The organism is Streptomyces sp. NRRL S-87 (assembly GCF_000719335.1).
GTDB lineage: Bacteria > Actinomycetota > Actinomycetes > Streptomycetales > Streptomycetaceae > Streptomyces.
This window is the reverse complement of record NZ_JOGB01000007.1, coordinates 132190-158770: the sequence shown is the minus strand read 5'-3', so window position 1 is coordinate 158770 and position 26581 is coordinate 132190. Positions and strand designations below refer to the sequence as shown.

Here is a 26581-nt window from a genome sequence, read left to right as displayed (position 1 = left end):
TGCGACCAGACTACAAAGCGTCCGGTACGTCCCGCACGTACAGCAAAGGGAGCGGCCCCCTAAGAGTGGGAACCGCTCCCTTCACAGGTCTTACTTGGCGCCGGCGGCACCGCGGCGGATGCCGAGGCGGTCCACCAGCGTACGGAAGCGCTGGATGTCCTTCTTGGCCAGGTACTGCAGGAGGCGGCGGCGCTGGCCGACCAGGATCAGCAGACCACGGCGGGAGTGGTGGTCGTGCTTGTGGGCCTTCAGGTGCTCGGTCAGGTCCGAGATGCGGCGGGAGAGCAGCGCGACCTGGACCTCGGGGGAGCCGGTGTCGCCCTCCTTGGTACCGAACTCGGTCATGATCTGCTTCTTGACAGCGGCGTCGAGAGCCACGCTTGCTCCTCTTGGGTTCCGAATGCCTCCGAGTGCCCCAGGTCTGCGTCTCTGGGGAGCTTCCGTGACTCGGGAGGCGGGTCCGCCGGACGCCGGCCCCGGGCGGTTGCACCGGGGACGCGTACACAAACGGCCGTCACACAGCGTACCAGTAGGTGGGACGGCGCCGCTGCCGGGTTTCGGGCCCGGGGCGTTCTCCCTGGTCAGGGCGTTTCAGCTGGTCAGGGACCGGGCGGCGGAGTAGACGTCCAGGACGGCCAGGGCCAGCGGGACCAGGGAGAGCAGGACGGCGGCCTCGGCCAGGTCGAGCAGTCTCCCCCAGAAGGGTGACAGGCCCTTGCGCGGGATGACCAGTCCGACGGCGGTGAGCAGCGCGGCGCCGGCGGCGACGGAGGCGGACAGCCAGGTGGTGCGGAGGTCCAGCGGGCCCCGGTCGCCGTACACGAGGAGCTCGCGGAGCAGGTCGTGCGGGGGGTTGAGGGCCATGCCCAGGACGAGCAGGGCGATGGCGGCCAGGCCGGCGAGGAGGGTGCAGGCGACCTGGGAGGTGTAGCGGAAGAGGCGGGCGCGCAGCAGCATGGCCAGGCCGGCGGCGAGGGCCAGGGGCTTGGCCCAGGTGTCGTCGGAGAAACCGAGGACGGCGGCGGAGCCGATCACGACGGCGCTGGAGCCGGCGACGAGGCCGAGCAGCATCTCGTGGCCGCGGCGGGCCTGGGCGGCCACCCGGTCGGCGTCGACGGCGGCGGGGCCGCCCGTGGCGGCCGTGGCGGCCGTGTCCGCCTCGGGCGTGTCGTAGCCGTCGTGGGCGCCGTACGGGGCGGCGTACCCGATGGGCAGCCGGGCGAAGCGGGCGGACAGTCCGGGCAGGAAGGCGACCAGGCCGATGGCGGCGGGGGCGCAGACGGCGGCCGTCGCGGTGGCGGAGGCGTCGGTGAGGATCGCGGCGAAGGTGGCGAGGGTGCCGGTGGCGGCGAGGAAGGTGGCCGCCACGAAGGGCGCGTCGCCGCTGGGGGTGAGGGCCACCAGGGTGACGGCGGCGGTCAGGACGCAGGCGCAGCCCAGCAGGAACTGCAGCCGCCCGGGGCCCTCGCCGGTGGCGGGGGCCACGATCCCGGCGCCTGCGATGAGCAGGAGGGGCAGGGCGCCCAGGCCGAGGGCGACGGCGGAGCCGCGGTCGTCGTAGACGCGGGCGCGGACGCCGGCGAAGGCGGTCAGGAGGAGGCCGGCGGCGCCCGCGACGATGCCGGGCAGGCCGTGCATGTCGTGGTGGACCGGGTCGGCGTACCAGAGGACGAAGCCGAGCAGGACGAGCAGGACGACGGCGCCGGCCAGACCCGCGCCGCGCAGCAGGTCGTCGCTCCAGCGGTGCCGGTCGTGGACGACGGCCGCGGCGACGGCGTCGGAGACGTCGTCGAAGACGGCGGGGGGCAGGGACTCGGCGAACGGGCGCAGCGAGAGGACCTCGCCGTCGAGCACCTGCTGGGAGGCCAGGGTGCGGGCGCCGTCGAGGACGGTGCCGTCGCGGCGTACGAGGTGGTAGCCGGTCGGGGTGCCGACGGGCTGCGTCTGGCCGGTCAGCCGGAGCAGTTCCGGGTAGACGTCGGCGACGGCGATGTCCTCGGGGAGCGCTACGTCGATGCGGCTGTCCGGGGCCACGACGGTGACCCTGCAGAAACCGGTCGATGCGGCCGTACTCACCTGTAACCCCCTGGTTCGCGGTTGCGCACGCTGCGCGGGCGGTGCGCGCGCCACCCTACCGGGCGGTGGTGTGACCGTCGGCCAGTAGGATCACCAGCGCCGTTGCCGCCCTTGGCGGGGCGGGCCGGCAAGGAGGGCCGTGGGGGCGCCGGATGACGTCCCGTCCGTTGTCAAGGGATTGATGCTCCGGTGAGCCAGATCGTCGTCAAGCGCCCGCCGCGGGCGCTGCCGCCCGAGGTGCCGTCGGACGAGCTGCCGCTCCAGGCGCCTCCCGAACTGCCGCGCGGGCAGCAGGAGGGCATGCTGATGCAGCTCCTGCCGCTGCTGGGCATGGGCTCGTCGGTGGTGTTCTTCTTCATGCCGAACGCGCACCCGTTCATGCGGGTGATGGGCGTGCTGATGCTGGTGTCCACGGTGGCCATGGTGGTCGCGCAGATCGTGCGGTTCCGGCGCGGTGTGCAGGGGCAAATGGCCGACGTGCGGCGGGACTACCTCAAGTACCTGGCGCAGACGCGCCGTCAGGTGCGGCGCACCGCGCGGGCGCAGCGCGACGCGCAGCTGTACCTGCACCCGGCGCCGGAGCAGCTGTGGGCGGTGGTGGCCGAGGGCTCGCGGGTGTGGGAGCGGCGCGTCGGCGACGCGGACTTCGGCCAGGCGCGGCTCGGGCTGGGCGCGCAGCGGCTGGCGACGCCGCTGGTGGCGCCGGAGACGGCACCGGTGGACGAGCTGGAGCCGCTGACGGCGGGGGCGATGCAGCGCTTCCTGGCGGTGCACTCGTACCTGGACGGGCTGCCGATGGCGGTCTCGTTGCGGGCGTTCTACCACGTGACGGTCTCCGGCGAGCGGGAGTCGGTGCGGGGTGCGGCGCGGGCGCTGGTGGCGCAGCTGGTGACGCTGCACTCCCCCGAGGACCTGATGGTGGCGGTGGTCGCGGCCCCGGGCGCGGTGACGGAGTGGGACTGGACGAAGTGGCTGCCGCACGCGCAGCTGCCCGGGCAGGTCGACGGGGCCGGTACGAAGCGGCTGTTCGGCGACGACCTGGGCGAGCTGGAGCGGCTGCTGGCGGGGCGGCTGGACGGCCGGCCGCGGTTCAGCCGCGACGTGCAGCCGGTGCTGGACCAGCCGCACGTGCTGGTGGTGCTGGACGGCGGTTCGGTGCCGCAGGACTCGGTGTTCGCGGCGGAGGGCCTGCAGGGCGTGACGATCGTCGAGGTCGTGCCGGGCGAGCTGGAGGAGCCGCGCGGCGGACTGTCCGTGCACGTGCGGGCCGGGCGGCTGCGGCTGGAGTCGGGCGCCGGGGTGGCGTACGAGGGCGTACCGGACGCCCTGTCGCTGCCGGCGGCGGAGGCGCTGGCGCGGCAGCTGGCGCCGCTGCGCACGGGGGGCGGCGACGAGGACGAGCCGCTGCTGGCGAACCTGGACTTCACGGACCTGCTGAACCTGGGCGACGCGGCGCAGGTCGACGTGGCGCGCACCTGGCGGCCGCGGTCGGCGGGCGAGCGGCTGCGGGTGCCGATCGGGGTGGGCGAGGACGGCGCGCCGGTGATGCTGGACCTGAAGGAGGCCGCGCAGGAGGGCATGGGCCCGCACGGGCTGTGCGTGGGCGCGACGGGGTCGGGCAAGTCGGAGCTGCTGCGGACGCTGGTGCTCGGGCTCGCGGTGACGCACACGTCGGAGACGCTGAACTTCGTCCTGGCCGACTTCAAGGGCGGCGCGACGTTCACGAGCATGGCGCAGATGCCGCACGTGGCGGCGGTCATCACGAACCTGGCGGACGACCTGACGCTCGTGGACCGCATGGGGGACTCGATCCGCGGCGAGTTGCAGCGCCGCCAGGAGCTGCTGCGCTCGGCGGGCAACTACGCCAACGTCCACGACTACGAGAAGGCCCGGGCGGCCGGTGCCCCGCTGGAGCCGCTGGCCTCGCTGGTGCTGGTGATCGACGAGTTCAGCGAGCTGCTGACCGCGAAGCCCGACTTCATCGACATGTTCATCCAGATCGGCCGGATCGGCCGGTCGCTGGGCGTGCACCTGCTGCTGGCCTCGCAGCGCCTGGAGGAGGGCAAGCTGCGCGGTTTGGACACGTACCTGTCGTACCGGATCGGTCTGCGGACGTTCTCGGCGGCGGAGTCGCGCACGGCGATCGGCGTGCCGGACGCCTACCACCTGCCGCCGGTGCCGGGTTCGGGCTACCTGAAGTTCGGCACGGACGACATGACGCGCTTCAAGGCGGCGTACGTGTCGGGCACCTACCGGGTGGCCGGTCCGGAGCTGTCGGTGGGCCGGTTCCCGGTGGAGCGGCGCCCCGCGCTGTTCACGGCGGCGCCGGTGCCGGTGGTGTACGCGGCGCCGGACCCGGCGTACCTGGCGGAGGAGGCGGCGCGCGGGGACGACGCGCTCGCCGACACGGTGCTGGACGTGATCGTGCGGCGGCTGGAGGGGCAGGGGGTACCGGCCCACCAGGTGTGGCTGCCGCCGCTGGACGAGGCGCCGCCGCTGGACCAGTTGCTGCCGGGCCTCGCGCCGTCGGCGGAGCGGGGGCTGCACGCGGCGGGGTACACCCGGCCGGGCGGTCTGGTGGTCCCGCTGGGGCTCGTCGACAAGCCGTTCGAGCAGCGCCGGGAGGTGCTGTACCGGGACTTCTCGGGGGCGGCGGGGCACCTGATGGTGGTGGGCGGTCCCCAGTCGGGCAAGTCGACGCTGCTGCGGAGCCTGGTGTCGGCGTTCGCGGTCACGCACACCCCGCACGAGGTGCAGTTCTTCGCGCTGGACTTCGGCGGTGGCTCGCTGGCGTCGGTGGCCGACCTGCCGCACGTGGGCGGGGTGGCCTCGCGGCTGGATCCGGAGCGGGTGCGGCGCACGGTCGCCGAGGTGGCCGGGGTGCTGGCGCGGCGGGAGGAGTTCTTCCGGGCGCGCGGGGTGGACTCGATGGCCACGTACCGGCGCCGGCGGGCGGCCGGGGAGCTGCCGGGCGAGGTGTTCGGCGACGTGTTCCTGCTGGTGGACGGCTGGGGCGCGCTCCGGGCCGACTACGAGCACCTGGAGCCGGTGGTCGCGGACGTCGCGGCGCGCGGGCTGGGCTACGGCGTGCACGTGGTGCTGACCGCCTCCCGCTACATGGAGGTGCGGGCGGCGCTGAAGGACCAGATCCTGGGCCGGCTCGAGCTGCGGTTGGGCGACCCGATGGACTCGGAGTTCGACCGCAAGGTGGCCGCGAACGTGCCGACGGGCGCGCCGGGCCGCGGCCAGGTGCCGGAGAAGCTGCACTTCATGGCCGCGCTGCCGCGGGTGGACGGGCGGACCGGCGCCGAGGGGCTCTCGGAGGCGACCGCCTCGTTCGTGGCGTCCGTACGGGCCGGCTGGGCCGGTCCCGGGGCGCCCGCGGTGCGGCTGCTGCCGCGCACGCTGCCGGCCGACCGGCTGCCGAAGGGCTTCGAGTTCCCGGAGCGGGGCATCGCGATCGGCATCGACGAGACGGACCTGGAGCCGGTGTTCGTCGACTTCGAGACCGATCCGTTCTTCCTCGTGTTCGGCGAGGGCGAGTCGGGCAGGACGGCCCTGCTGCGGCTGATCGCCAAGCAGCTGGCGGAGCGGTACACCCCGGACCAGGCGCGCATCGTGGTGGGCGACTACCGGCGCACGATGCTGGAGGCGGTGGCCCCCTCGCACCTGCTGGAGTACGCGCCGATGGCGTCGTCCATGCAGACGCACATGGAGGCGGTGGCCACGGTCATGGGTCGGCGGGCGCCCAAGCCGGACGTCACACCCCAGCAGCTGCGCGACCGCAGCTGGTGGACCGGTCCGCAGCTGTTCGTGATCGTGGACGACTACGAACTGGTGGCCACGCAGGCGGGCAGCCCCATGGCGGGGCTGGTGGAGCACCTGCCGTTCGCCCGCGACGTGGGCGTGCGCTTCATCGTGGCGCGCAGTACGGCGGGCGCCTCCCGGGGCGCGTACGAGCCGTTCCTGCAGCGGGTCAAGGAGCTCGGGGCGCAGGGCGTGGTGCTCTCCGGCGACCGCAACGAGGGGGACGTCCTCGGCGGGGTGCGGGCACGGGCGCTGCCGCCGGGCCGGGGCGTGTTCGTCTCGCGCAAGCGCGGGCAGTCACTCGTCCAGCTGGGCTGGCTGGCGGATCGCTGACGCGGGCGGAGTCGGACAAGTACGATCCCCGGCAGGGCTGTTCGTACGACCGCTCCCCCGCACGCCCGAGAGGAAGGCGCCGATGGCCGACGCACGTGAGAAGGACGAGCTGTACGCCCTGGACATCTCGGGGGTGGAGTGGCTGAGCGCGCCCGGGACCGAGGAGCACGAGGAGCGCGTGGAGATCGCGCACCTGCCGGGCGGGGCCGTGGCGATGCGGTCCTCGCTGGATCCGGACACCGTGCTGCGGTACACGGAGGCGGAGTGGGAGGCGTTCGTCCTCGGAGCCCGCGACGGGGAGTTCGACCTCGAGCAGCGGTGACCCGCTCGCCGCGTGACGCGGCCGCCGCGTGACCTGGGCGTCAGGTGACCCGGGCGCCACGTGACGCGGGCGCCCGGTGACCCGGCCGCCGCGTGACCCGGTCACCGCACACTCAGGAAGGGGCCAGCGCTGCCGGACGGCGCGGGCCCCTTCCGGGTGGTGCGGGTGCGGGGGCGCTCAGACCATGCGGAAGCGCGCGGCGTTGCCCCGGTCGGTGTCCTGGTAGCCGACGAGGGAGTTGTCGAGCAGGCGGGCGATGGTGCCCAGCTTGTTGTTCATGCCGGCCATCTCGGTGCTGACCACCTGCTGGATCTCCAGGTACGAGGTCTTCGCCTCGCCCTCCCAGGACTCGGCGACGGTACGGACCTGGGCCATCAGCTGGTCCAGCTCCTCCGACAGCTTGTGGCTGGTGGTGCGGACGTCATCGGCGGCGGTGGCGACGGTGTCGTAGTTGACTGCGAAGGACATGTCGGTCTTCTCCCGTTGGAATGCGGCTGCGGCAGGGCGGGGCGGGGCGGACGGCTCAGATGTCGAGGATCGCGCTGTGCGCCGGCTCGCCGTCGCTGTCGTTGACGCGGCGGATCTCCGCGATGCGCTGCTGCTCCTCGGCGGTGAAGCCCTTGACGCTCATGCGCATGGCGTCCTCGAGCTCCTGGAGCTTCTGCTTGATCTTCCGCAGGTGGTCGTTCACCCCGCGCTGCAGGACGTCGTACTCCTGGCTGGCGGCGCCTTCCCAGCCTTCCTGGATCCGGTCGACCACGTCGTTGAGCCGGGTGATCCGGTTCGACAGCTCGGTGTGGTAGCCCAGGATCTCGTCGGCGAGCTTTTGCTTCTTCGCGTCGTCGACTGCGAGGTTGAACGCCATGGTCGGTGCACTCCCGTCATTACTTCTGTGAAGTCGCTTGCCACCCTAGCCACTTCATAGGACAGGCCCAACAAGTGCCCCTGATGGCCCAGGGTGACGGGCCGCGGGCGCCGCGTGTTCGCCGACTGCAAAGTTCCGCACGGCAGTCGGCCGGGCGGCGGACCGCCGGCTACCGGCCGCGGCGCCGGCGGCCGAGGTCCCTGGTGACCGTTGCGGTGCCCGCGACGACCGCGATCAGCAGCCCCGCGAGGGCCAGGGCGTACGTGGCGTACCGGGCGTCCCGCTCCTGGCGGGTCTCGGCGGTGGACAGCGGCGCGGCGGCGGGGGCCTCGGCGGGGACCGGTCCGCGGTCCGGGGTCGGGGACTCGCGCGGGGCCTCGTCCTCGGTCAGGGCGCGCACCGGGTCGACCACGCCCCAGCCGACGAAGTCGTCGCGCCCGTTGACCGAGCGCACGGCGGTCTGCTGGATCTGGGCGACGATCTGGCGCGGGGTCCAGTCGGGGTGCTTGGCGCGCAGCAGGGCCGCGACGCCGGCGACGTACGGGGCGGAGAAGCTGGTGCCGTTGTCGACGCACTGGCCGTTGCCGGGGACGGTGGAGACGATGTCCACGCCGGGCGCGGCCACGCCGACGAAGGAGCCGGGCTGGGAGAACGCGGCGCGCTCGTTGTTGCGGTCGGAGGAGGCCACGGCCAGGACGCCGTCGAAGGCGGCCGGGTAGGTCTTCTTCTGCTCGCCGGTGAGGCCGTCGTTGCCGGCCGAGGCGACGATGACCACGCCCTTGCCGATCGCCCGCGCCACGGCCTGGGCGAGGGCGGAGGCGGGCGGCAGGGGCTTGTCGGTGTCCTGGGAGATGTTGATGACCTGGGCACCCTTGGCCACCGCGTGGTCGATCGCCTCGGCCATGGTGGCCGCGGTGCCGCTGTTGCGGTCGTCGTTCTGGCGGACGGGGATGATCGTGGCTTCGGGGGCCAGGCCGACGAAGCCGGTGCCCTCGCGGGGGCGGGCGGCGATGAGTCCGGCCACCTTGGTGCCGTGGCCGACCCGGTCGTCGGTGCCGTCCTTGCCCTTGTCGAGGAAGTCACGGCCGGCGGAGGTGTCGACGGCGCCGCGCAGCTGGGGGTTGACGCGGTCGACACCGGTGTCGATGACGGCGACGCGGACGCCCTTGCCCCTGGTGTCCTGCCACAGCTGGTCGAGCAGGACGCGCTGGAGGGGCCAGGGTCGGCCCGCTATCTGCTTCCTCATCGGGAACGTGCACTGGCCGGCGCCGGCCAGGCGCGGCCCGTCGGCGGGGCGGGCGGCGGTCGGGGCGAGCACGAGCGCGGCCGCGAGCAGGGAGGTCGTACGGATCACTGGCGTCCCTCCCCGGTCCTCAGGAACCCTGCGGCTGGCGCGCGCTGTTGGTGTCCAGCCGGGGCCCCTTCGAGAGGAACTCCGACCACGCGATCGGCACGACGGCCGGCACCACCTTCTCGTAGCCGAGCCGGATCCGGGCCTGGCTCGCCTCGGGGCGCCCGTCCTCCTCCTTGCCGCCGCCCGCGCCGGCGCCGACGGCGGACCGGCGGGCGTCGCTGTCGCCGTTGGCCTGGAGGGCGTAGCGCAGGCCGGTGTCGGTGAGGAGGAAGAGGGAGCCGTCCGGGCGGGACCGGGCGCCGCCCTGCACCTGGGTGTAGAGGAGTCCGGTGCCGGGCGTGACGTAGGTGCTGGTGCCGGTGGCGGTGAGGTCGACGGGGAAGCCGGTGCCGGCCCAGGTGCTGAGGGTGGCGCGGCCCTGGGCGTCGACCTCGCGGAGCACGGCGCAGACGGTGTCGCGGGGCGCCGCGCCAGAAGTGCCGGGGGCGGCGGCCTTCGTACGGTTGACCTGGGCGGGCCGGGACTGGGGCCAGCGGGCGGAACCGGCGAAGGTGCCGCGGGCCGGGTCCAGGGACTGCAGGTCCACGTCCCGCGGCCGGCCGTTCATGTCGAGGCCCGCGGTGGCCGGGGCGTTGATGAGCAGCCAGGCGGTGAACTCCGAGACCGGCTGGACCTTGCCGGGCAGCACGACGTAGTGCTGGGGGCCGGCGCCGGTCTGGGCGCGCAGCACCAGGCCGACGCGGTTGTCCGCCGTGGCCAGCCCCGACAGCTCGGCATCGGCGCCGGGGCGGCCGGGCAGCTCGGGGAAGGCGACGGGCGTGCCGGTGCGCAGGGCGGCCAGCCAGGCGGCGGTGACGGGTTGGGAGCGCGCGGTCTCGCCGACCAGGGCGCGCACGAGGGTGTCGCGGTCGGACTTCGGGCCGGCGATCGCGTACTTGGTGCCGGTGGCGTCGACGAGGTACCGGGTCTTGTCGGGTCCGTGGACGTAGAGCACCTGGGCGCCGGTGAGCCGGTTCGGGCCCTCGGTGCGGGCGGCGTCGCGGTCGGCGAGGACGAAGGCGGCGGTCTGGGTGCCGTGGCCGCCCGCGCCGGGCTGCTGGCAGACGGCCCAGCGCTTGGCGGTGCCGGCGTCCCGGGCGGTGGGCAGCCGGTCGGGGGCGTAGGGGATGCCGAGGATGGGTCCGCGCGGGGGCTTGCCCGAGTCGAGGATCTCGTCGCTGACCTGGATGACGTCGAACTGCTGGGGGGTCAGCAGCAGGCGGGCCGAAGCGAGGTTGAGGACGGGGTGCAGCAGCGTCTTGTCACCGGTCTTGAGGACGACGTACCGGGTGGTGGACTGCTCGCCGACGACGACCTTGGCACCGGGGGTGTCCCAGCCCTTGGGGGCGACGGGCTTGAACATGCCCCAGGCGCCGAAGCCGGCCAGGACGAGCGCGCCGGCCACGAGGCTCGGCACGACGGCGCGCAGCGGGCGCGGGGCGCCCTCCTCGCTGCCGGTGGCGGAGGGTTGCAGGAACGCGGCGACCGTGCGCCGCTTCGCAAAGGTGTAGGCGTTGAGTTCGTCGCGCCGTGATGCCATGACCGCCCTGTCTCTCCCCGCTTCTCCCCGGTCGCGCCCGGCCGTTGCCGGCTGATCCCGGCCGTCGCGGGCCCGCGTGGCGGGGCCGGGGTGGCCGGTGCGTGCGGGCTGCGGCCCCGGTGGGCGGCCGGCCGCGGGCTGTCGGACCGGGCACCTACTATGCCTGTTGCCGGACGGCGAGTTCGGGCCGGATAGGGTGGCCGCGCCCCTGCGGGCGTTCCGCACCGGCCCGTTCGGGCCCGCGTGAGGCCGATGGGGGCGGATCGGGCGGATTCCGGACGGCGCGCGGCGCGGGTGCCGGTCCGCCGCACACGAAGGGGGAGGTGCGCGGGAGATGGCCACCGCGACGGAACCGCGGGCCGCGGGGGCGCCGCGGCCGGACACCGGGAGTTCGGGCCCGGGCGGCGGCGCAGCCGTGGCCGACCGGGGCGGGGTGACGCCGCGTCCGACGGCGCGGCCCGGGCGCTTCGGTCCGTTCCGACTGCAACAGGTCGTCCTGCTGGAGCTGGCGGCCGCGCTGCTGCTGGTGGCGTGGGTGCTGGGGCCGTGGCTCCTCGTGCCGGCCGGCGTGCTCGCCGCCGTGCTCGTCCTGTTCGCGCTGGTACGTCGTCACCAGCGCTCCCTCCCCGAATGGCTGGGCACCGCGCTGGCCCTGCGGGCGCGGCGGCGCCGGGCGGCCGCGTCGGCGGTGCCGGCGGGCACCGAGCCGGGGCTGGCTCCGCTGGTGGAGGCCGAACCGGCGCTGCGCACCTACACCTTCGCGGACCGGGACAACGAGCGGGAGCGGGGCCGTGAGCGGCCGCCGGTGGGGATGGTCGGCGACGGGACGTTCCTGACGGCCGTGGTGCAGGTGGACGTGGAGGCGACGGCCCTGCGGCCGGACCGCTCGGAGCGGGCGCTGCCGCTGGGCCTGGTCCGGGACGTGCTGGAGACGGACGGGATACGCCTGGAGTCGGCCCAGCTGGTGCAGCACACCCAGCCCGCGCCGGCCCCGCACCTGCCGAAGGAGGCGATGGCGGCCCGCAACTACGCGCCGCTGCAGGCCCGGACGGGCACGCCGGCGGTGCGGCTGACGTGGATCGCGCTGAAGCTCGACCCGGAGCTGTGCCCCGAGGCGGTGGCCGCGCGCGGCGGCGGCCTGGTGGGGGCGCAGCGGTGCGTCGTACGGGCGGCGGACCAGCTGGCCAGCCGGCTGACCGGGGCCGGGTTCCGGGCGACCGTGCTCACGGAGCAGGAGCTGACGGCGGCCCTGGCCACCTCCTCGTGCGCCAACCCGATGGCGATCACGCAGGCGGGGCGCGCGGGGCAGGCCGGTACGGCGGGGAGGCGTACGGAGGAGACGGCGCGCAGCTGGCGCTGCGACGACCGGCGGCACACGACGTACTGGGTGGCGCGCTGGCCCCAGCTGGGCGGCGGGGCGGCGCCGTTGGCGCAGTTCGCGGCGCTGCTGACGTCCGTGCCGGCGGTGGCGACGAACTTCAGCCTGACGCTGGCCCGCGGGGCGCGGCAGGAGGTCTCCCTGACGGGCCACGTCCGTATCACCGGGCGGAGCGACGAGGAGTTGGTGGCCGCGCGCCGCGAGCTGGAACGCATCGCGCGGGGCGTGCGCACGGGACTGGTCCGACTGGACCGCGAACAGGTGCCGGGGCTGCTGGCCTCGCTGCCGCTGGGAGGTGCGCGGTGAGGGCGCGGCGGAGTACGGGGGCCCGGACGGCCGGGGGCGGTGGACTTCGGGACCGGCGCGGTCGGCAGCGGCTCGGCTTCGGTCTGATCGGTCCGCGGCGCGAGCGGCACGCCCTCTCGTTCGAGGAACTGGACGCGCTGGCGCTGCCGGTGGCGGACGACGGCGTCGTCATCGGCGTCGACTCCGGCGGCCGGCCCGCCGTGCTGGGGCTGAACCGGCCCACGGCGTACGACGTCACGCTGGTGGGCGGCCTGTGGACCGCCCAGGTGGTGGCCCTGCGGGCGGCCGCGACGGGGGCCCGGGTCGCCGTGGAGACCGGCCGCGCCCCGGCCTGGACGGCCCTGGCCCGCTCGGCCGGCGGCGGCCAGCAGTGCGTGACGCTGCACGAGGTGGGCCGGGTGCCGCCGCAGGGCGCGTCGGCGGGCAGCCCGGTGCTGGTGGTGCGCGACTGCGGGATGCGGCCCCCGCGGGGCCGGGTGGTTGCCGGGCCCTGGCAGTCGGTGCTGACGCTCCTGCCCTATCTGAGCCCGGCGGCACCGCGGCTGCTGGAGCAGTCCGCGCTGGTGGGCGTGCAGCGGGTGTCCCCGGACGAGGCGGAGCAGATCGGCCGGCTGATGAACCTGCCGCGCTCGGCGGTGGACGCACTGCCCACGCTGGGCGACGGCGTCACCCTGTGGTGCACGGGCCGGGACCGGCAGTTCGTGATGACACAGGGCACGGAGGCGGAGCTCGGTCTGCTGGGCGCGGCCCGGCGGATCGACTGAGCGGTCGGAATCCGTTCGGGGCCGCACCGGTCGCGGGCGGGCGGCGGGCGGAGGGCCGCACCGGTCGGGGCCGGTGGCCGGTACCGGGGTCTCGCGAACTGCGTTCCGGTGGTGGGGCGTTGGCGGGGCCCGTCGGCATCGGTGACCCGTTGCCGCGCGCCGGGGCCGGTGCAACGCGGCGGCAGCCCGGCGGGAGCGTCGGGACACCCCCTAGGCTGGCCGTGTGCGCGGACGCGCCGCTGGGGGTCCGGTCGGGATCGCCCGGCCGCCGGACCGGCCGGCTCGTACGGCAGCCGCGGCCGGCGCCGGGACCGGGCCCGACCCCGGGCGAGCCGCCCACGCGAGTGCCGGACGTCGGCACTCGGACCGAGCAGGAGGATGTGTGTACGGCGATCGGAACGAGAGCCGCGACGGGTCGCGAGACGTCCCGACGGACGATCAGTCCGACGCGGAGCCCGAGCTGACGGGCGAGTTCACCATCGACTACACGCCGCCGGCCTGGTACACGCAGACCGCGGCGCCGGGCCCGGTACCGGGCGTCCCCGTACCGGGGCTGCCTCCGGGCAGCGGGTTCGAGCCGAACTGGCCCCCGCAGGACGCCGGCCCGGCGCAGCCCGCGGTCCCGCCGGCCTGGTCCACCCACGCCACCGCGCCGACGCCGTCGGGCCCCGTACCCGGCCGGCCGGAGCAGGGCGTTCCCGCGCAGGCCGGCCCGGCGACTCCCGCACACCCGGAGCAGGGCGTTCCCGCCCAGGCCGGCCCGGCGACTCCCGCACACCCGGACCAGGGCGTTCCCGCCCAGGCCGGCCCGGCGACTCCCGAACACCCGGACCAGGGCCACGACGCCCCGGCCCGGCCCGGCTTCCCGGCCCCGCCCACCCCGGTGCCGGTCCAGGCCGGACACGAGGCGCAGGCGCAGTACTCGGCGCAACCCGGTGCCCCTGCCGCCCCGCAGCACGTGCACGCGGGACACGGCGTGCCCGCGCACCCCGGCACCCCCGTCGTGGACGTACCCGGGTCCGGTCCCGCCGCACAGGGCCCGGCCGGGTCGGCCGATCGGGTGAGGGACGCCGACGAGCGCGTCACCGGTGCGGGCGACGCGGCCCCGGGCACCGGCAACGGGCCCGCGGACGCGGCACCGACCGCCCCGACTCCCCCGGCCGGAGAAGCGGTCCGCGCACCCGTCGCCCCCTACGCCGACTACTCGGTCTCGGCCGAGGCGCCCGGCGCGTTCCCGGACCCCGAGCACGCGCCGACGCCCCCGGCCGAGCCGGCCACGGCTCCTGCCCCCGCCCCTGTCCCGGGCCGCGGCACCGAGGCAACCCCGACCCGTGGCGCCACGGACCCGAATCCGATCCCGGCCCCGGCTCCAGGCGCGGCCCCGTACCCGACCCGTGGCACGGACCCGGGCCCGATCCAGGACGCCGCCGCGGCTGCCCCCGGCAGCACGGGTGCGGTCCCTGACCCGGGTGCGCCCCCGGCCCCGGAGCAGTACCCGGCCGTGACGGCGGACGCCGCCGGGCCCGCCGCCCCGGGCACGGACGCGGCACCGGAGCCGTACCCCGCCGTGACGGCGGACGCCGCCGGGCCCGCCGCCGGCTTCGGGGACGACGCCCTGCTGCCGCCGCCCGGACCCGGTGCGGTGCCGGTGTCGGACGCGCGGCCGCCGGCCGGCGCCGGCAACGACGACTACCCGCTGTCCGCTGCGGACGTCCCGTCCCCGTCGACGATGCCCGTCGCGCCGCCCGCCGCGACGGGCGGCCCCGTACCGGCGCAGCAGGCCCCCGCCGGGTACGGCTTCCCGCCCCCTGCGGTCCCGCAGCCACCCGCAGCAACGGCCGGGGCTCCGGCACACGCTCCGGCTCCGGCTCCGCAGGGCCCCGGCACTTCGTACGACGCCGGCGCTCCGTACGGCGCCACGGCCGCCCAGCCGCCCGTTCCACCGCCCCCGGCCGCCGCCGCGCCGTACGGGCAGCCGCAGGGGTACGCGCAGCCGCCCGCCGACCCCCGGACCGGAGCCGTGTGGCCGGCGCCGTCCGGCGACCCGGCCGGGGCTCCCGTGGCGGGACCCCCCGGAGGACCCGTGGGTGCGCCGGCCGCGGGTCCCGGTGGCGCGTTCGCGACCGGCCACGCCCCCGGCCACGGCGGCGCCTTCCCCGCCGGCCCCGTCCCGGGCGGCCCCGTCCCGGGCGGCGCCGGCGCCGGACCCGCCGCCGCACCGGGCACCGGGCCGGTCCCCGGTCATGCTCCCGGCGCCACCCCGCCGACCGCCGGCCCCACCGGACCGATGGGCCCCGACCCGCGCCAGCAGCAGCCCGGCCCCGGGGCGCCCCTCGGCTACACCGCCGCCGTCGAGCTGTCCTCCGACCGCCTGCTGCGCGCCAAGCCGCAGAAGCCGCGCAGCAACCGCGGCGGATCCGGCGGCGGGCTGTTCCGGTTCGGCGGCAAGGCGGCCGAGGCCGAGCGCCAGCGCAAGCTGGAGCTCATCCGCACCCCCGTCATGTCCTGCTACCGGATCGCCGTCATCAGCCTCAAGGGCGGCGTCGGCAAGACGACGACCACCACCGCCCTCGGTGCGACGCTCGCGAGCGAGCGCCAGGACAAGATCCTGGCCATCGACGCCAACCCGGACGCCGGCACCCTCGGCCGCCGCGTGCGCCGGGAGACGTCGGCGACCATCCGCGACCTGGTCCAGGCGATCCCGTACCTGAACTCGTACATGGACATCCGGCGCTTCACCTCCCAGGCCCCGTCCGGCCTGGAGATCATCGCCAACGACGTGGACCCGGCGGTCTCGACGACGTTCAACGACGAGGACTACCGCCGCGCGATCGACACCCTCGGCAAGCAGTACCCGATCATCCTCACGGACTCGGGCACCGGGCTCCTCTACTCCGCCATGCGCGGCGTCCTGGACCTCGCCGATCAGCTGATCATCATCTCGACCCCGTCCGTCGACGGCGCGAGCAGCGCGAGCACCACGCTCGACTGGCTGTCCGCGCACGGGTACGCCGACCTCGTCGCGCGCTCCCTCACCGTCATCTCCGGGGTCCGTGAGACCGGAAAGCTGATCAAGGTGGACGACATCGTCCGGCACTTCGAGACCCGCTGCCGCGGGGTGGTCGTGGTGCCGTTCGACGAGCACCTGTCGGCCGGCGCCGAGGTCGACCTCGACATGATGCGGCCCAAGACCCGGGAGGCGTACTTCCACCTCGCTTCCCTGGTCGCCGAGGACTTCGTGCGGGCCCAGCAGGCCCGGGGCGTGTGGGGCCACCCCGCGGCACCCCACGGGCCGCAGGCCGGGTACGCCCCCGCGTCGACGGGAACCCCCGGCGCACCGGTGCCGGGCCCCTACGCCGGTCAGGGCCCCTACCTGGGTCAGGCGCCCCACCCCGGTCCGGCCCCGGCCCCGCACCCGGCCGGACCGCAGGGCCGGCCGGTCCCGTCGTCCCCGCCCCCGCAGCCTCAGGCCCCCGCCCCGCAGCCGCACCAGCAGCCCGGCGCAGCCGCCCCCGGCCAGGACTGGCAGCAGCCCCCGCCGCCCCCTCGGCACCAGTAACCGGAAACGGCCGAGGGCCCGTACCCCTTCAGGGGTACGGGCCCTCGGCCGTGGCTCGGGCTCGGGCTCGGCTCCGGGCGACCGGGGACGAGCGGGGAACCAGCAGGGCCTGGGGGTGTTCTAGTGGTCCGCGTCGTACGCCTCGGTCAGCGCCCGCGCCCGCTTCACATCGTCCGCGATGGCCTCCAGCAGGCCCTCCAGCGACTCGAACTTCGCCATGCCGCGCACGTACGCCAGGAAGTCCACGGTCACGTGGAGCCCGTACAGGTCGAGCCCGACCCGGTCGATCGCGTAGGCCTCGACGGTCCGCTCGGTCCCGTCGAACTGCGGGTTCGTGCCCACCGAGATGGCCGCCGGCATCCGCTCGCCGTTCGCGCTCAGCCAGCCCGCGTACACGCCGTCCGCCGGGATCGCGGTGTGCGGCAGGGTCTCGACGTTCGCCGTCGGGTAGCCGAGCTCGCGCCCGCGCTGCGCGCCGCGCACGACCACGCCCTCGACGCGGTGCGGCCGCCCGAGGATCTCGGCCGCGCCCTCGACGTCGCCCTGGGCGACCAGCCGCCGGGTCAGCGTCGAGGAGAACGGCTCGCCGCCCCCCGCCGCGCCGCTCACGTGGAGGTCGACGACCTCGACCTCGTAGTCGTACGTGGCGCCGAGCTCCGCGAGGTAGTCCGTGGTGCCGGCGGCGCGGTGGCCGAAGCGGAAGTTCGGGCCCTCGATGACGACCTTCGCGTGCAGCGCCTCGACCAGCACCTTCACGATGAAGTCCGCCGGGGACAGCTGGGAGAACTCGGCGGTGAAGGGCAGGATCAGCACCGCGTCCACGCCCAGCTCGGCCATGAGCTCGGCGCGCCGGTGGTGCGGGGCCAGCAGGGGCGGGTGGCTGCCGGGGCGGACGACCTCGCTCGGGTGCGGGTCGAAGGTCACGACGACGGAGGGGACGCCGAGCTCGCGCGCGTGGGCCACGGCCCTGCCGATGATCAGCTGGTGTCCGCGGTGGACGCCGTCGTAGGAGCCGATGGTGACGACGCTGCGCCCCCAGTCCTGGGGGATCTCCTCCAAGCCACGCCAGCGCTGCACTGTGACCGCTCCTCGCCCGAAACCCGTAGTGCCGGTAGTGAATGCCTCTGCCCTGCGGACGTCATTCGCTCACACGGATGACACGGATGACGCCTTACGCAGGTCTAAGACTGCCATGTCCCCGCTCGTCCGCCGTCATCGGCATGGTCCTGAGGGGCGGGCTCGAGTGCCTCTCGAGCACGGTGAGAAGGGCCAGGGCCGGGCCGTGGGCCGTGGTGGCCTCGGGACGGGCCAGCAGCGCGAGGGCGGCGAACCGCAGCAGGTCGCGGTCGGTGGGGGTGGCGGCGTACGGGGCGGTGGCGAGGCCGTACGCGGCCGCGGCGACCCGGCGTTCGGGGCGGGGGTCGCGCGACCAGCGGTCCACCGCCCGGCAGAGGGCGGACGGCTCCTCCTCCGCGAGGACCGCGAGGAGTTCGTCGGCGCGCGGATGGGCACGGGCGACCAGGGCCTCGGCGAGGTCGTCCAGGGCCAGGCCGCGGTGGGTGTGGAGGAGGGCCTGGGCGGCGGTGGCCACGGTGGCGCCGGGGGTGGCGGCGAGGGGGGTGTCGTCCCCGAACCAGTCGCAGAGCAGGGGCTGCACGGCGCGCGGGTCGGCGTGCAGCCGACGGACGACGGCGTCCAGCCGGCGGTCGGGCGTGCCGGGAGGGGCGTCGCCGGGGAGCAGGTTGCGCAGCAGGTCCAACCGGTCGGGCTCGGGGAGGGCGAGCCGCTCCCAGAAGCACCCGCCGAGCCCGGCCCCCGGCGGCGCCGGGAGGAGCGCAAGTACGCGCAGGACGCCGAGGTACGGCCGTACGTCGCCCAGCCGCAGCAGCACCTCCCGCAGCAGCCGCCCCGCCCACCACTCCCGCTCCCCGGCCCCGCCGTCACCCGTCCCTCCACCGGCCGCGCCGCCGTCAGCACTCCCGGCCGCACCGCCCGGCCCTGCGAAGGCCGCGCCGCCCTCCGAGCCGACGACCGTCGCCGGCCACCCGCGCGCGGGTCCCGTCTCCCCCGCGGCGGCGGGTCGGGCACGCCCGACGCGCGCCGCGCCCCACCCGGCCCGCGGGTCGGGACGGACCTCGCCGGCGCGCCCGCCGTTCCCGGCGCGGAACGCCTCCCCCGGACCGGCCGGGCCGGGCCTCGCGGCGGGTGGCGGCGGCGCGGTCTGGGCGAGGGCCTCGACCAGGCCGGCCAGGGACCGGGCCAGGGTCGGGGCGTCCTGCTGGAGCAACGCCTCGACGACCACGCCGACCCGGTGCCGGGGCACCCGGGGCGCGGCCGCCGCTCCGTCCGCGGCCGCCGCACGCGCGGTCGCGGGCGCGGCCGACGCCACCCGTCCGGGGCCGCCGGAGGGGCCTGGGGGCGGCGGGGCCACGGGCGGTCCGGTCGGTCCGGCCGCCGACGGCCCCGGCCCCGGCCCCGGTGACGCGGTCGCGGGCCGCGGCGGGGGGAGCGGGGGGCCGGTCAGGAGGTGCAGGGCGCCGGGCAGGTCGAGGTGGGCGGCCTGGAGCCAGTCGGCGAACTCCTCGTGGGCGAACCGGTACCCCTCCCCCGCCGGGACCAGCAGCCCCTCCGTCAGAACGGCCGAGGCCCAGCCGGTGCGCCACGGGAACAGTGCCTCGAAGGCCGCGCGGTCGAGGTCCCCGCGCGACAGGCAGAGCCGGGCGGCCTCGTGCACCCGGCCGGAGACCCGCGCGGCGAGCCGCCGGACCTCCCGCCCCGGCACCCGTACCGCGGCATGCCTCCCGGAGCCGCTCCCACCGGGCCGGTCGCGGAAGGCAGCGCCGGCCTGGTCGCGCGTCGCCCCGCCGTCGGCACGCCGCCGGCGACCGCCCCCCGCACCCGGCCCCGCGTCCTCCCGACCGGCCCCCGCCCACGCCCCCGCCCACGCCCCCGCCCCCGCCGCGTCCCCGGCCCCGGTCCTGGTCCTGGTCCCGGTCCCGGCACGACCCGAACCCGCTCCCGAACCCCCGGCGGTACCGGCGGACCCCGCCCGCGGATGCGCGCCCGCGGATCCCGCCCCCGCATCCCGCCGAGCGCCGTCGCCCGCCGCCCCCGCACCGGCGTGCGCCGCCGAACCCGCCCGCGCACCCCCCGCGGCACCACCGGACCCCGCTCCCCGGGCCGACCCGCCGGAGCGCGCACCCGGCCCCGCGGAGGCACCGTCCGCCCCCGCTCCCTCCGGGCCGCCGGGGCCGCGCCCGGGCGTCAGGGGGTCGGCGGTCAGGCGGGTCGCGATGCGCAGGCAGACCAGCGCGAGGTACGCCGTGAAGGTCTCGTCGCGGTCCGGGCAGCCCTCGGTGACACCCGCCGCGCGCACCTCTCCCAGCAGCCGCAGCGTCAGCGGGTGGCCCGCGTCCCGCGCGGCCACGCCGGTGTCGGGGATGCCGTACCGGCCGCGGACGGTGGCCGCCTCCGGCGCCGCCAGGTCGCCCAGTCGGACCGCGGGCGCACCCGTGAGACCGGCCTGCTCCCAGTACTCGTGGAACTCCCACCGGCACCCCGCCACGAGCCGCGCCCCGCCCTGACGCAGCCAGCGCAGGGTGGCGGCCGTCCACTCCGCCAGCGCCCCCGAGAGCCGCAGCGGCATCTCCTCCGGCGCGTCGAGCACGACCAGCAGCGGACGGCCCGCGGCCAGGGCCAGGGCCGCCACCCGGGCCGGGTCCACCGGCTCCGCGGGGTCGCCGACCGGGCGCCGGTGCCCCGCGGCCGGGGACGGTCCGGCCGCGGGCCCCCCGGTGCCGGGTCCGCGGGCTCCGGCCGCCGGCCGGCGGGGCGGCCCGTCCGTCCCGTACGGCACGGCGTCCGTCCCGTACGGCGCGGCTTCCGCCGCGGCCACGATCCGGCCCGCCTCCCGCAGGGCCCGGCCGACCGCCTCGGCAAGGGAGGTGTCCCCCGCCTTCAGGTCGGCGCCGCGCAGCCACACGGTCGGGGCCGGCTCGGGGCCGCGGGCCCGGCGGCGCGCGAGGGCGGCGAGCTCGGTCGTACGCCCGGCGCCCGGGTAGCCGACCACCGCGCAGACGGCCTCCGGACCCGCCGCGAAGGCCGCCAGCTCCCGTGCCACGGCGGGGCGTGCCACGGGGTCCGGTCCGCCGTCCGCCGCCCCGAGGGTGGTGGCGGTGAGCTGGAGCGCGCCGGCGAGGTTGAGTTCCGGGCCGTACGCGGGCACGGTCGCGGCGTTGCGCGCCAGCAGCGCGGCCAGCGGGCCGTCGGGCGCGGCCGCGGCGGCGGCCCGCAGCGGCACCGCCCGCGGACCACCGCTGAGGACACCGAGGACGGCCCCGGTCGCGACGTCCAGGACCGGTCCGCCGGTCGCCTCGCCGCCGTCCCGGAGCGCGTCGCGGCCGTCCGTGCCGATGGCGAGGTCCAGCGCGGTGCCGGTCGCCCGGAGCACCCGGGCCTGGCGCCAGCCTCCCGCGGCGAGGTGCACGTACGTCCCGGCGGCGATCCGCGGCGCCGCGGCCACCGGCAGCGGTCGCACCCCGAGACCGTCGGTCCGTACGAAGGCCAGCCCGTGCTCCGGGACCGGCACCACGGCGTCCGGCCCGGCCTCGAAGGACCGCTCCCCCGCGCCGTGCAGGACCAGCGGCCCCCGGGCCCCGGTCACGGCCTCCAGACTGGTGACCACGGTGCCGGTGTCGTCGGCGACGAACCCGCTTCCCCCGGGCCGGCCGGCCCGGTCGCTCAGCCGTACTAGGGCGGGGCCGTGGACGGCACCGCCCCCGACCGGACCCCTGTTCCTGCTCCCGTCCCCGCCGCCGTCGCGGTCGGCGCCAGCCGCCATCACGCCCCCTCGCCCGCCTCCCCACCGCTCCCCCGTACGGCAGACGGTAGGGGGCGAAGATCGCCCGGGCAGGACACCGCGGAAACGCGCCCCCTCACGCTCCCTCCTTTCACTCCGAGCGCCGCCCCGGAAGGGTGAATAGCGGAGGTCGGGTGGATAGAGACCGTGCAGGGGGAGCGAGGGGGACGCGGAGCGGTGAGCGGCGCAGGGGGGTGCGCTCACCGCTCCGCGACGGTCCGGGGGGAGGGACCCCGGCGAACGACGAGGGCGGCCCCGCCGAGCGGGGCCGCCCTCGTCACGACCTTCAAGGACCGCCGGCCGTCCGGGGACCGCCGGGCCGCGCGCACGCCGCCCGACCCCCGGCCGCCGGTGTGTGTCAGAGGCCCGTCCGCCGTCCCGCTACGCGAAGACCGCCAGCGACTTCGCCTTGCCGTTCTTGCTCTCGACGAGCGCGAGCAGCCGGCCCTCCGGGCCGAACACCGCCACCGGCTTGCCCGGGGCGTACTCGTCCGGCATGTCCAGCCGCACGCCGTTGGCGAGCAGCCGGGAACGCTTCGCGTCGAGGTCCCAGCGGGCGAAGGCCGCGGTGGCCGCGTCGGCGATCGGCATGACCGTGAGCTCCTCCTGGAGCTGGTCGAGGGTGCGGGCCCGGTCGAGCTTGTACGGGCCCACGCGCGTGCGCCGCAGCGCCGTAAGGTGTCCGCCCACGCCGAGGTCGGACCCCAGGTCCCGGGCGAGCGCGCGGATGTACGTACCGCTGGAGCAGACCACGGACACGACCAGGTCGACGACCTTGGTGCCGTCCGCGGCCTCCGCCTCGCGCATGTCGTACACCTGGAACGAGGAGATCGTCACCGGCCGCGCCGGGATCTCGAACTCCTCGCCCTCCCGTGCGCGCTTGTACGAGCGCACGCCGTTGATCTTGATGGCGCTGACCTTCGACGGCACCTGCATGATCTCGCCGGTCAGCTTGGCGATCCCGGCGTCCACCGCCTCCCGGGTGACCGCGGAGGCGTCGGTGGACGAGGTGATGTCGCCCTCGGCGTCGTCGGTCAGGGTGTCCTGGCCGAGCCGGATGGTGCCGAGGTACTCCTTCTCGGTCAGCGCGAGGTGGCCGAGGAGCTTGGTGGCCTTCTCGACGCCGAGCACGAGCACGCCCGTGGCCATGGGGTCGAGGGTGCCGGCGTGGCCGACGCGGCGGGTCTTCGCGATCCCGCGCATCCTGGCGACGACGTCGTGCGAAGTGAAGCCGGACGGCTTGTCCACGATGACAAGGCCGTCCGGCGGGGTGGGCTTGGTGCTCATTCGGCGGCTTCGTCCTCGCCAGGCTTCTTGTAGGGGTCGGCCTCGCCGGCGTACGTGGCGCCCGAGGAGGCCTCGCGGACCTGCTCGTCGGAGGCGCGCGCCTTGTCGAGGAGGTCCTCGATCGTGCGGGCGTTCTCCGGGAGGGCGTCCGCGACGAAGGTCAGGGTGGGCGTGAACTTGGTGCCCGCGGCCCGGCCGACCGCGGAGCGCAGGAGGCCCTTGGCGCTCTCCAGGCCGGCGGCGGCGCTGGCGCGCTCCTCGTCGTCACCGTAGACCGTGTAGAAGACCGTGGCCTCCCGCAGGTCGCCGGTGACCCTGGTGTCCGTGATGGTCACGTGCGTACCCAGACGCGGGTCCTTGATGCCGCGCTGCAGCTTCTCGGCGACCACCTCCCGGATGAGGTCCGCCAGCTTCTTCGCCCGCGCATTGTCGGCCACTGGTCCGTCTCCTTCTTTTCTTGCAAGTCAAGCATTCAGTCTTCATCACCGTGGAGCCGGCGCCGCACCGACAGCAGCTCCACTTCCGGACGCGCCGCGACCAGCCGCTCGCAGCGGTCCAGTACGTCCGAGAGGTGCCCCGTGTCCCCCGACACCATGGCCACGCCGATACGGGCGCGGCGGTGCAGGTCCTGGTCGCCGACCTCGGCCGCGCTCACGGAGAACTTCCGCTGGAGCTCGGCGACGATGGGCCGGACGACGGAGCGTTTCTCCTTCAACGACCGTACGTCGCCGAGGAGCAGGTCGAAGGACAGAGTCCCTACGTACATGCAGATCCGGATGTCCCGCCGGTTCGGGTTCGGTGGCGCCCGCCCTGGGGTGCCCGCCGGGCCGACACGCTCGGCCCACGCGCTCGGCGGGAACATCCAAACCGTACACGCAACGGCCGGGGCCGATCGACGGAAATTCCGCCGACCGGCCCCGGTCACGACATCCCCCAGCTACCGCCGGGAGGTGCACCCAGTGCGAACCGCTGCGCGTCAGACGCGCGGCTTCTCGCGCATCTCGTACGTCGCGATGACGTCGTCGATCTTGATGTCGTTGAAGTTTCCGAGGTTGATACCACCCTCGAAGCCCTCGCGGATCTCGGTGACGTCGTCCTTGAAGCGGCGCAGGCCGACGATGTTGAGGTTCTCGGCGATGACCTTGCCGTCGCGGATGAGGCGCGCCTTGGTGTTGCGCTTGACCTCGCCCGAGCGGATGAGGACACCGGCGATGTTGCCCAGCTTGGACGAGCGGAAGACCTCGCGGATCTCCGCCGTGCCGAGCTCGACCTCTTCGTACTCCGGCTTGAGCATGCCCTTGAGGGCCGCCTCGATCTCCTCGATGGCCTGGTAGATCACCGAGTAGTACCGGACGTCGACGCCCTCGCGCTCCGCCATCTGCGCGGCACGGCCGGCCGCACGGACGTTGTAGCCGATGACGATGGCGTCCGAGCCCATGGCCAGGTCGATGTCCGACTCCGTGACCGCACCGACGCCGCGGTGCAGGACGCGGATGTCGACCTCTTCGCCGACGTCCAGCTGGAGCAGGGACGACTCCAGGGCCTCGACCGCACCGGACGCGTCGCCCTTGATGATGAGGTTGAGTTCCTGGACCAGACCGGCCTTGAGCACCTTGTCGAGGTCCTCGAGGGACACCCGGCGGGTGCGCTTGGCGAAGTTGGCGTTGCGCTCGCGCGCCGCGCGCTTCTCGGCGATCTGGCGGGCCGTGCGGTCCTCGTCCACGACGAGGAAGTTGTCGCCGGCACCCGGGACGTTGGTGAGACCCAGGACCAGGACGGGGGTCGACGGACCCGCTTCCTCGACGTTGTTGCCCTTGTCGTCGAGCATGGCGCGGACACGGCCGTACGCGTCGCCGACGACCATCGTGTCGCCGATGCGGAGGGTACCGCGCTGCACCAGGACGGTGGAGACGGCACCGCGACCGCGGTCGAGGTGCGACTCGATCGCAATACCCTGCGCGTCCTGCTCCGGGTTGGCCCGCAGGTCGAGCGAGGCGTCGGCGGTGAGGACGACGGCCTCCAGCAGGGAGTCGATGTGCAGACCCTGCTTGGCGGAGATGTCGACGAACATCGTGTCGCCGCCGTACTCCTCGGCCACCAGGCCGTACTCGGTCAGCTGACCGCGCACCTTGACCGGGTCGGCACCCTCGACGTCGATCTTGTTGACCGCGACCACGATCGGCACGTCGGCCGCCTTGGCGTGGTTCAGGGCCTCGATCGTCTGCGGCATGACACCGTCGTTGGCCGCCACCACGAGGATCGCGATGTCGGTCGACTTGGCACCACGGGCACGCATGGCGGTGAACGCCTCGTGACCCGGGGTGTCGATGAAGGTGATCCGGCGCTCTTCGTCGTTGACCTCGGTGGAGACCTGGTACGCACCGATGTGCTGCGTGATGCCGCCGGCCTCGCCCGCGACCACGTTGGTCTTGCGGATCGCGTCCAGCAGTCGGGTCTTACCGTGGTCGACGTGACCCATGACGGTCACGACCGGCGGACGCGGCATGAGGTACTCCTCGCCGCCCTCGTCCTCGCCGAACTCGATGTCGAAGGACTCCAGCAGCTCGCGGTCCTCCTCCTCCGGGCTGACGATCTGAACCTGGTAGTTCATCTCGCCCGCGAGGAGCTGGAGGGTCTCGTCCGAGACGGACTGCGTGGCAGTGACCATCTCGCCGAGGTTCATCATGACCGCGACCAGCGACGCCGGGTTGGCGTTGATCTTCTCCGCGAAGTCGGTGAGGGAGGCACCGCGCGACAGGCGAACGGTCTCGCCGTTGCCGCGGGGCAGCATCACGCCGCCCACGGACGGGGCCTGCATGGCCTCGTACTCCTGGCGCCTCTGACGCTTCGACTTGCGGCCGCGACGGGCCGGACCGCCGGGACGGCCGAAGGCACCCTGCGTGCCACCACGGGCACCGGGGCCGCCGGGACGACCGCCGAAGCCGGGACGACCGCCGCCGAAGCCGCCGCCGCCACCGGGAGCACCGCCACCGCCGCCGGGACGACCGGCGAAGCCGCCGCCGCCACCGGGACGACCGCCGCCGCCCGGACCGGCCGGACGACCGGCGAAGCCGGGACGACCGCCGCCGCCACCGGGACCGGCCGGACGACCGCCGGGGCCACCGGGGCCACGACCGCCGGGGCCCGGACGCGGGCCGGCAGCCGGACGCTGCGGCATCATGCCGGGGTTCGGACGGTTACCGCCCGGGGCACCGCCCGGACGCGGGGCTCCGCCCTGCGGACGGGGCATGCCGCCGGGGGTCGGGCGCGGACCCTGCGGACGCGGGCCGCCGCCACCGGGGCCGGCCTGCGGACGGGGACCACCGGGAGCACCGGCGCCGGGGGCACCGGGGCGCGGAGCGCCGCCCGGACGGGGCGCCTGCGGGCGCGCCATGCCGGTGGAGCCGCCGGAGGTGAAGGGGTTGTTGCCCGGACGGGGACCCGCGGGACGGGCGCCCGGACGCGGGGCCTGGCCGCCGGGACGCGGGGCCTGGGCACCGGGGGTGCCGGCCGGACGCGGCGCGCCGGGACGGGCGCCGCCCTGGCCGGGACCGGCCGGACGGTTGCCGGTGGGACGCGGGCCCGGGGTCGCGCCGGCGGGGCGCTGGGCCTGCGGCGCCGCCGGGGGCGCCTGGAACTCGGCCGCGACCGGAGCCGGAGCCGCCGGAGCGGGCTTCGGGGCCGGGGCCTTCGGACCGGGACGCGGGCCGGGGGCGGCCGGGGTCACCGGGGCGCTGGCCGCGGGAGCCTCGGCTGCGGCCGGCTTGGGGGCCGGTGCGCCGGGCTTCGGGGCAGCGGGACGGGCCGCGGAGGCCGGAGACGGCGCGGGCGCCGCGGGCTTCGCAGGGGCGGCCTTGCGGGGCGCGCCGGGCTTCGCAGCGGTCTTGCCGGCACCGCCGGGACCCTGCAAAGCGTCGGTCAGCTTGCGTACAACGGGCGCCTCGATCGTCGAGGACGCCGAACGGACGAATTCACCGAGTTCTTGGAGCTTGGCCATGACGACCTTGCTCTCTACTCCGAACTCCTTGGCGAGTTCGTATACCCGGACCTTAGCCACTTCGCTCCTTTTAGGTCCGGTTACCGCCGGACCGTT

General features: G+C 75.8%; 17 protein-coding genes. 5 read left to right on the top strand and 12 right to left on the bottom strand.

What is annotated here, in order from left to right; genetic code table 11:
• Positions 1-90 precede the first annotated feature (90 nt).
• A complete protein-coding gene (gene rpsO / locus IF43_RS0106845; protein WP_030195427.1) occupies positions 91-378 on the bottom strand; it encodes a 30S ribosomal protein S15 in 288 nt (95 codons plus the stop codon).
• Between the two features lie 213 nt (positions 379-591).
• Positions 592-2076, bottom strand: coding sequence for a type VII secretion integral membrane protein EccD (eccD, locus tag IF43_RS0106840; protein ID WP_030195424.1), 1485 nt, complete (start codon positions 2074-2076; stop codon positions 592-594).
• Positions 2077-2265: 189 nt separating this feature from the next.
• Here eccD and IF43_RS0106835 point away from each other — a divergent pair, with 189 nt between their 5' ends.
• A complete protein-coding gene (locus tag IF43_RS0106835) occupies positions 2266-6216 on the top strand; it encodes a type VII secretion protein EccC (protein WP_030195421.1) in 3951 nt (1316 codons plus the stop codon).
• A gap of 82 nt (positions 6217-6298) precedes the next feature.
• Positions 6299-6538 (top strand): DUF397 domain-containing protein, encoded by a 240-nt coding sequence (locus IF43_RS0106830; RefSeq protein WP_030195418.1) that lies wholly within the window; start codon positions 6299-6301, stop codon positions 6536-6538.
• Positions 6539-6715: 177 nt separating this feature from the next.
• Here IF43_RS0106830 and IF43_RS0106825 read toward each other — a convergent pair whose 3' ends face one another.
• The 4 genes from IF43_RS0106825 to eccB form a co-directional block, all read right to left on the bottom strand.
• Positions 6716-7006 carry a WXG100 family type VII secretion target gene (locus IF43_RS0106825; protein ID WP_030195416.1) on the bottom strand — a complete coding sequence of 97 codons (291 nt, stop codon included), beginning with the start codon at positions 7004-7006 and terminating at the stop codon, positions 6716-6718.
• Between the two features lie 55 nt (positions 7007-7061).
• On the bottom strand, positions 7062-7403 hold the full coding sequence (locus IF43_RS0106820) for a WXG100 family type VII secretion target (RefSeq protein ID WP_030195408.1): 342 nt from the start codon (positions 7401-7403) through the stop codon (positions 7062-7064).
• A gap of 169 nt (positions 7404-7572) precedes the next feature.
• Positions 7573-8757 carry a type VII secretion-associated serine protease mycosin gene (gene mycP / locus IF43_RS0106815; protein ID WP_030195405.1) on the bottom strand — a complete coding sequence of 395 codons (1185 nt, stop codon included), beginning with the start codon at positions 8755-8757 and terminating at the stop codon, positions 7573-7575.
• A gap of 19 nt (positions 8758-8776) precedes the next feature.
• Positions 8777-10336: a type VII secretion protein EccB gene (gene eccB / locus IF43_RS0106810; protein ID WP_030195401.1), complete on the bottom strand. Its 1560-nt coding sequence runs from the start codon at positions 10334-10336 to the stop codon at positions 8777-8779.
• A 334-nt stretch (positions 10337-10670) separates the two neighbouring features.
• On the opposite strand from eccB, the gene eccE reads away from it, so the two are divergent.
• The 3 genes from eccE (at position 10671) to IF43_RS42410 (ending at position 16343) form a co-directional block, all read left to right on the top strand.
• Positions 10671-12020: a type VII secretion protein EccE gene (gene eccE / locus IF43_RS0106805; protein ID WP_030195398.1), complete on the top strand. Its 1350-nt coding sequence runs from the start codon at positions 10671-10673 to the stop codon at positions 12018-12020.
• Positions 12021-12103: 83 nt separating this feature from the next.
• Entirely contained in the window at positions 12104-12784 is a 681-nt protein-coding gene (locus tag IF43_RS0106800; RefSeq protein ID WP_051794814.1) for a hypothetical protein, read from the top strand.
• 382 nt (positions 12785-13166) lie between these two features.
• Positions 13167-16343 carry an SCO5717 family growth-regulating ATPase gene (locus tag IF43_RS42410; protein ID WP_030195394.1) on the top strand — a complete coding sequence of 1059 codons (3177 nt, stop codon included), beginning with the start codon at positions 13167-13169 and terminating at the stop codon, positions 16341-16343.
• A gap of 120 nt (positions 16344-16463) precedes the next feature.
• Here the strand turns inward: IF43_RS42410 and IF43_RS0106790 are convergent, their stop codons facing one another.
• From IF43_RS0106790 to infB, 6 genes are all read right to left on the bottom strand, one after another.
• Positions 16464-17420, bottom strand: coding sequence for a bifunctional riboflavin kinase/FAD synthetase (locus tag IF43_RS0106790; protein WP_078909956.1), 957 nt, complete (start codon positions 17418-17420; stop codon positions 16464-16466).
• Between the two features lie 94 nt (positions 17421-17514).
• Positions 17515-21183, bottom strand: coding sequence for a serine protease (locus IF43_RS42405; RefSeq protein WP_051794807.1), 3669 nt, complete (start codon positions 21181-21183; stop codon positions 17515-17517).
• A 399-nt stretch (positions 21184-21582) separates the two neighbouring features.
• Positions 21583-22488: a tRNA pseudouridine(55) synthase TruB gene (truB, locus tag IF43_RS0106780; RefSeq protein ID WP_030195388.1), complete on the bottom strand. Its 906-nt coding sequence runs from the start codon at positions 22486-22488 to the stop codon at positions 21583-21585.
• Positions 22485-22925, bottom strand: coding sequence for a 30S ribosome-binding factor RbfA (rbfA, locus tag IF43_RS0106775; protein ID WP_030195384.1), 441 nt, complete (start codon positions 22923-22925; stop codon positions 22485-22487). The genes truB and rbfA overlap by 4 nt, the downstream gene beginning before the upstream one ends.
• A gap of 35 nt (positions 22926-22960) precedes the next feature.
• On the bottom strand, positions 22961-23254 hold the full coding sequence (locus IF43_RS0106770; RefSeq protein ID WP_030195381.1) for a DUF503 domain-containing protein: 294 nt from the start codon (positions 23252-23254) through the stop codon (positions 22961-22963).
• Between the two features lie 210 nt (positions 23255-23464).
• Positions 23465-26545 (bottom strand): translation initiation factor IF-2, encoded by a 3081-nt coding sequence (infB, locus tag IF43_RS0106765; RefSeq protein ID WP_030195379.1) that lies wholly within the window; start codon positions 26543-26545, stop codon positions 23465-23467.
• Between the last annotated feature and the right edge of the window lie 36 nt (positions 26546-26581).

Excerpts from the sequence above, each read along its gene's own strand:
- truB (WP_030195388.1), bottom strand. The coding sequence starts at position 22,488 with ATGAGCACCAAGCCCACCCCGCCGGACGGCCTTGTCATCGTGGACAAG.
- eccE (WP_030195398.1), top strand. The coding sequence starts at position 10,671 with ATGGCCACCGCGACGGAACCGCGGGCCGCGGGGGCGCCGCGGCCGGAC.
- IF43_RS0106825 (WP_030195416.1), bottom strand. The coding sequence starts at position 7,006 with ATGTCCTTCGCAGTCAACTACGACACCGTCGCCACCGCCGCCGATGAC.
- IF43_RS0106830 (WP_030195418.1), top strand. The coding sequence starts at position 6,299 with ATGGCCGACGCACGTGAGAAGGACGAGCTGTACGCCCTGGACATCTCG.
- IF43_RS0106820 (WP_030195408.1), bottom strand. The coding sequence starts at position 7,403 with ATGGCGTTCAACCTCGCAGTCGACGACGCGAAGAAGCAAAAGCTCGCC.
- eccB (WP_030195401.1), bottom strand. The coding sequence starts at position 10,336 with ATGGCATCACGGCGCGACGAACTCAACGCCTACACCTTTGCGAAGCGG.
- IF43_RS42405 (WP_051794807.1), bottom strand. The coding sequence starts at position 21,183 with ATGGCGGCTGGCGCCGACCGCGACGGCGGCGGGGACGGGAGCAGGAAC.
- IF43_RS0106770 (WP_030195381.1), bottom strand. The coding sequence starts at position 23,254 with ATGTACGTAGGGACTCTGTCCTTCGACCTGCTCCTCGGCGACGTACGG.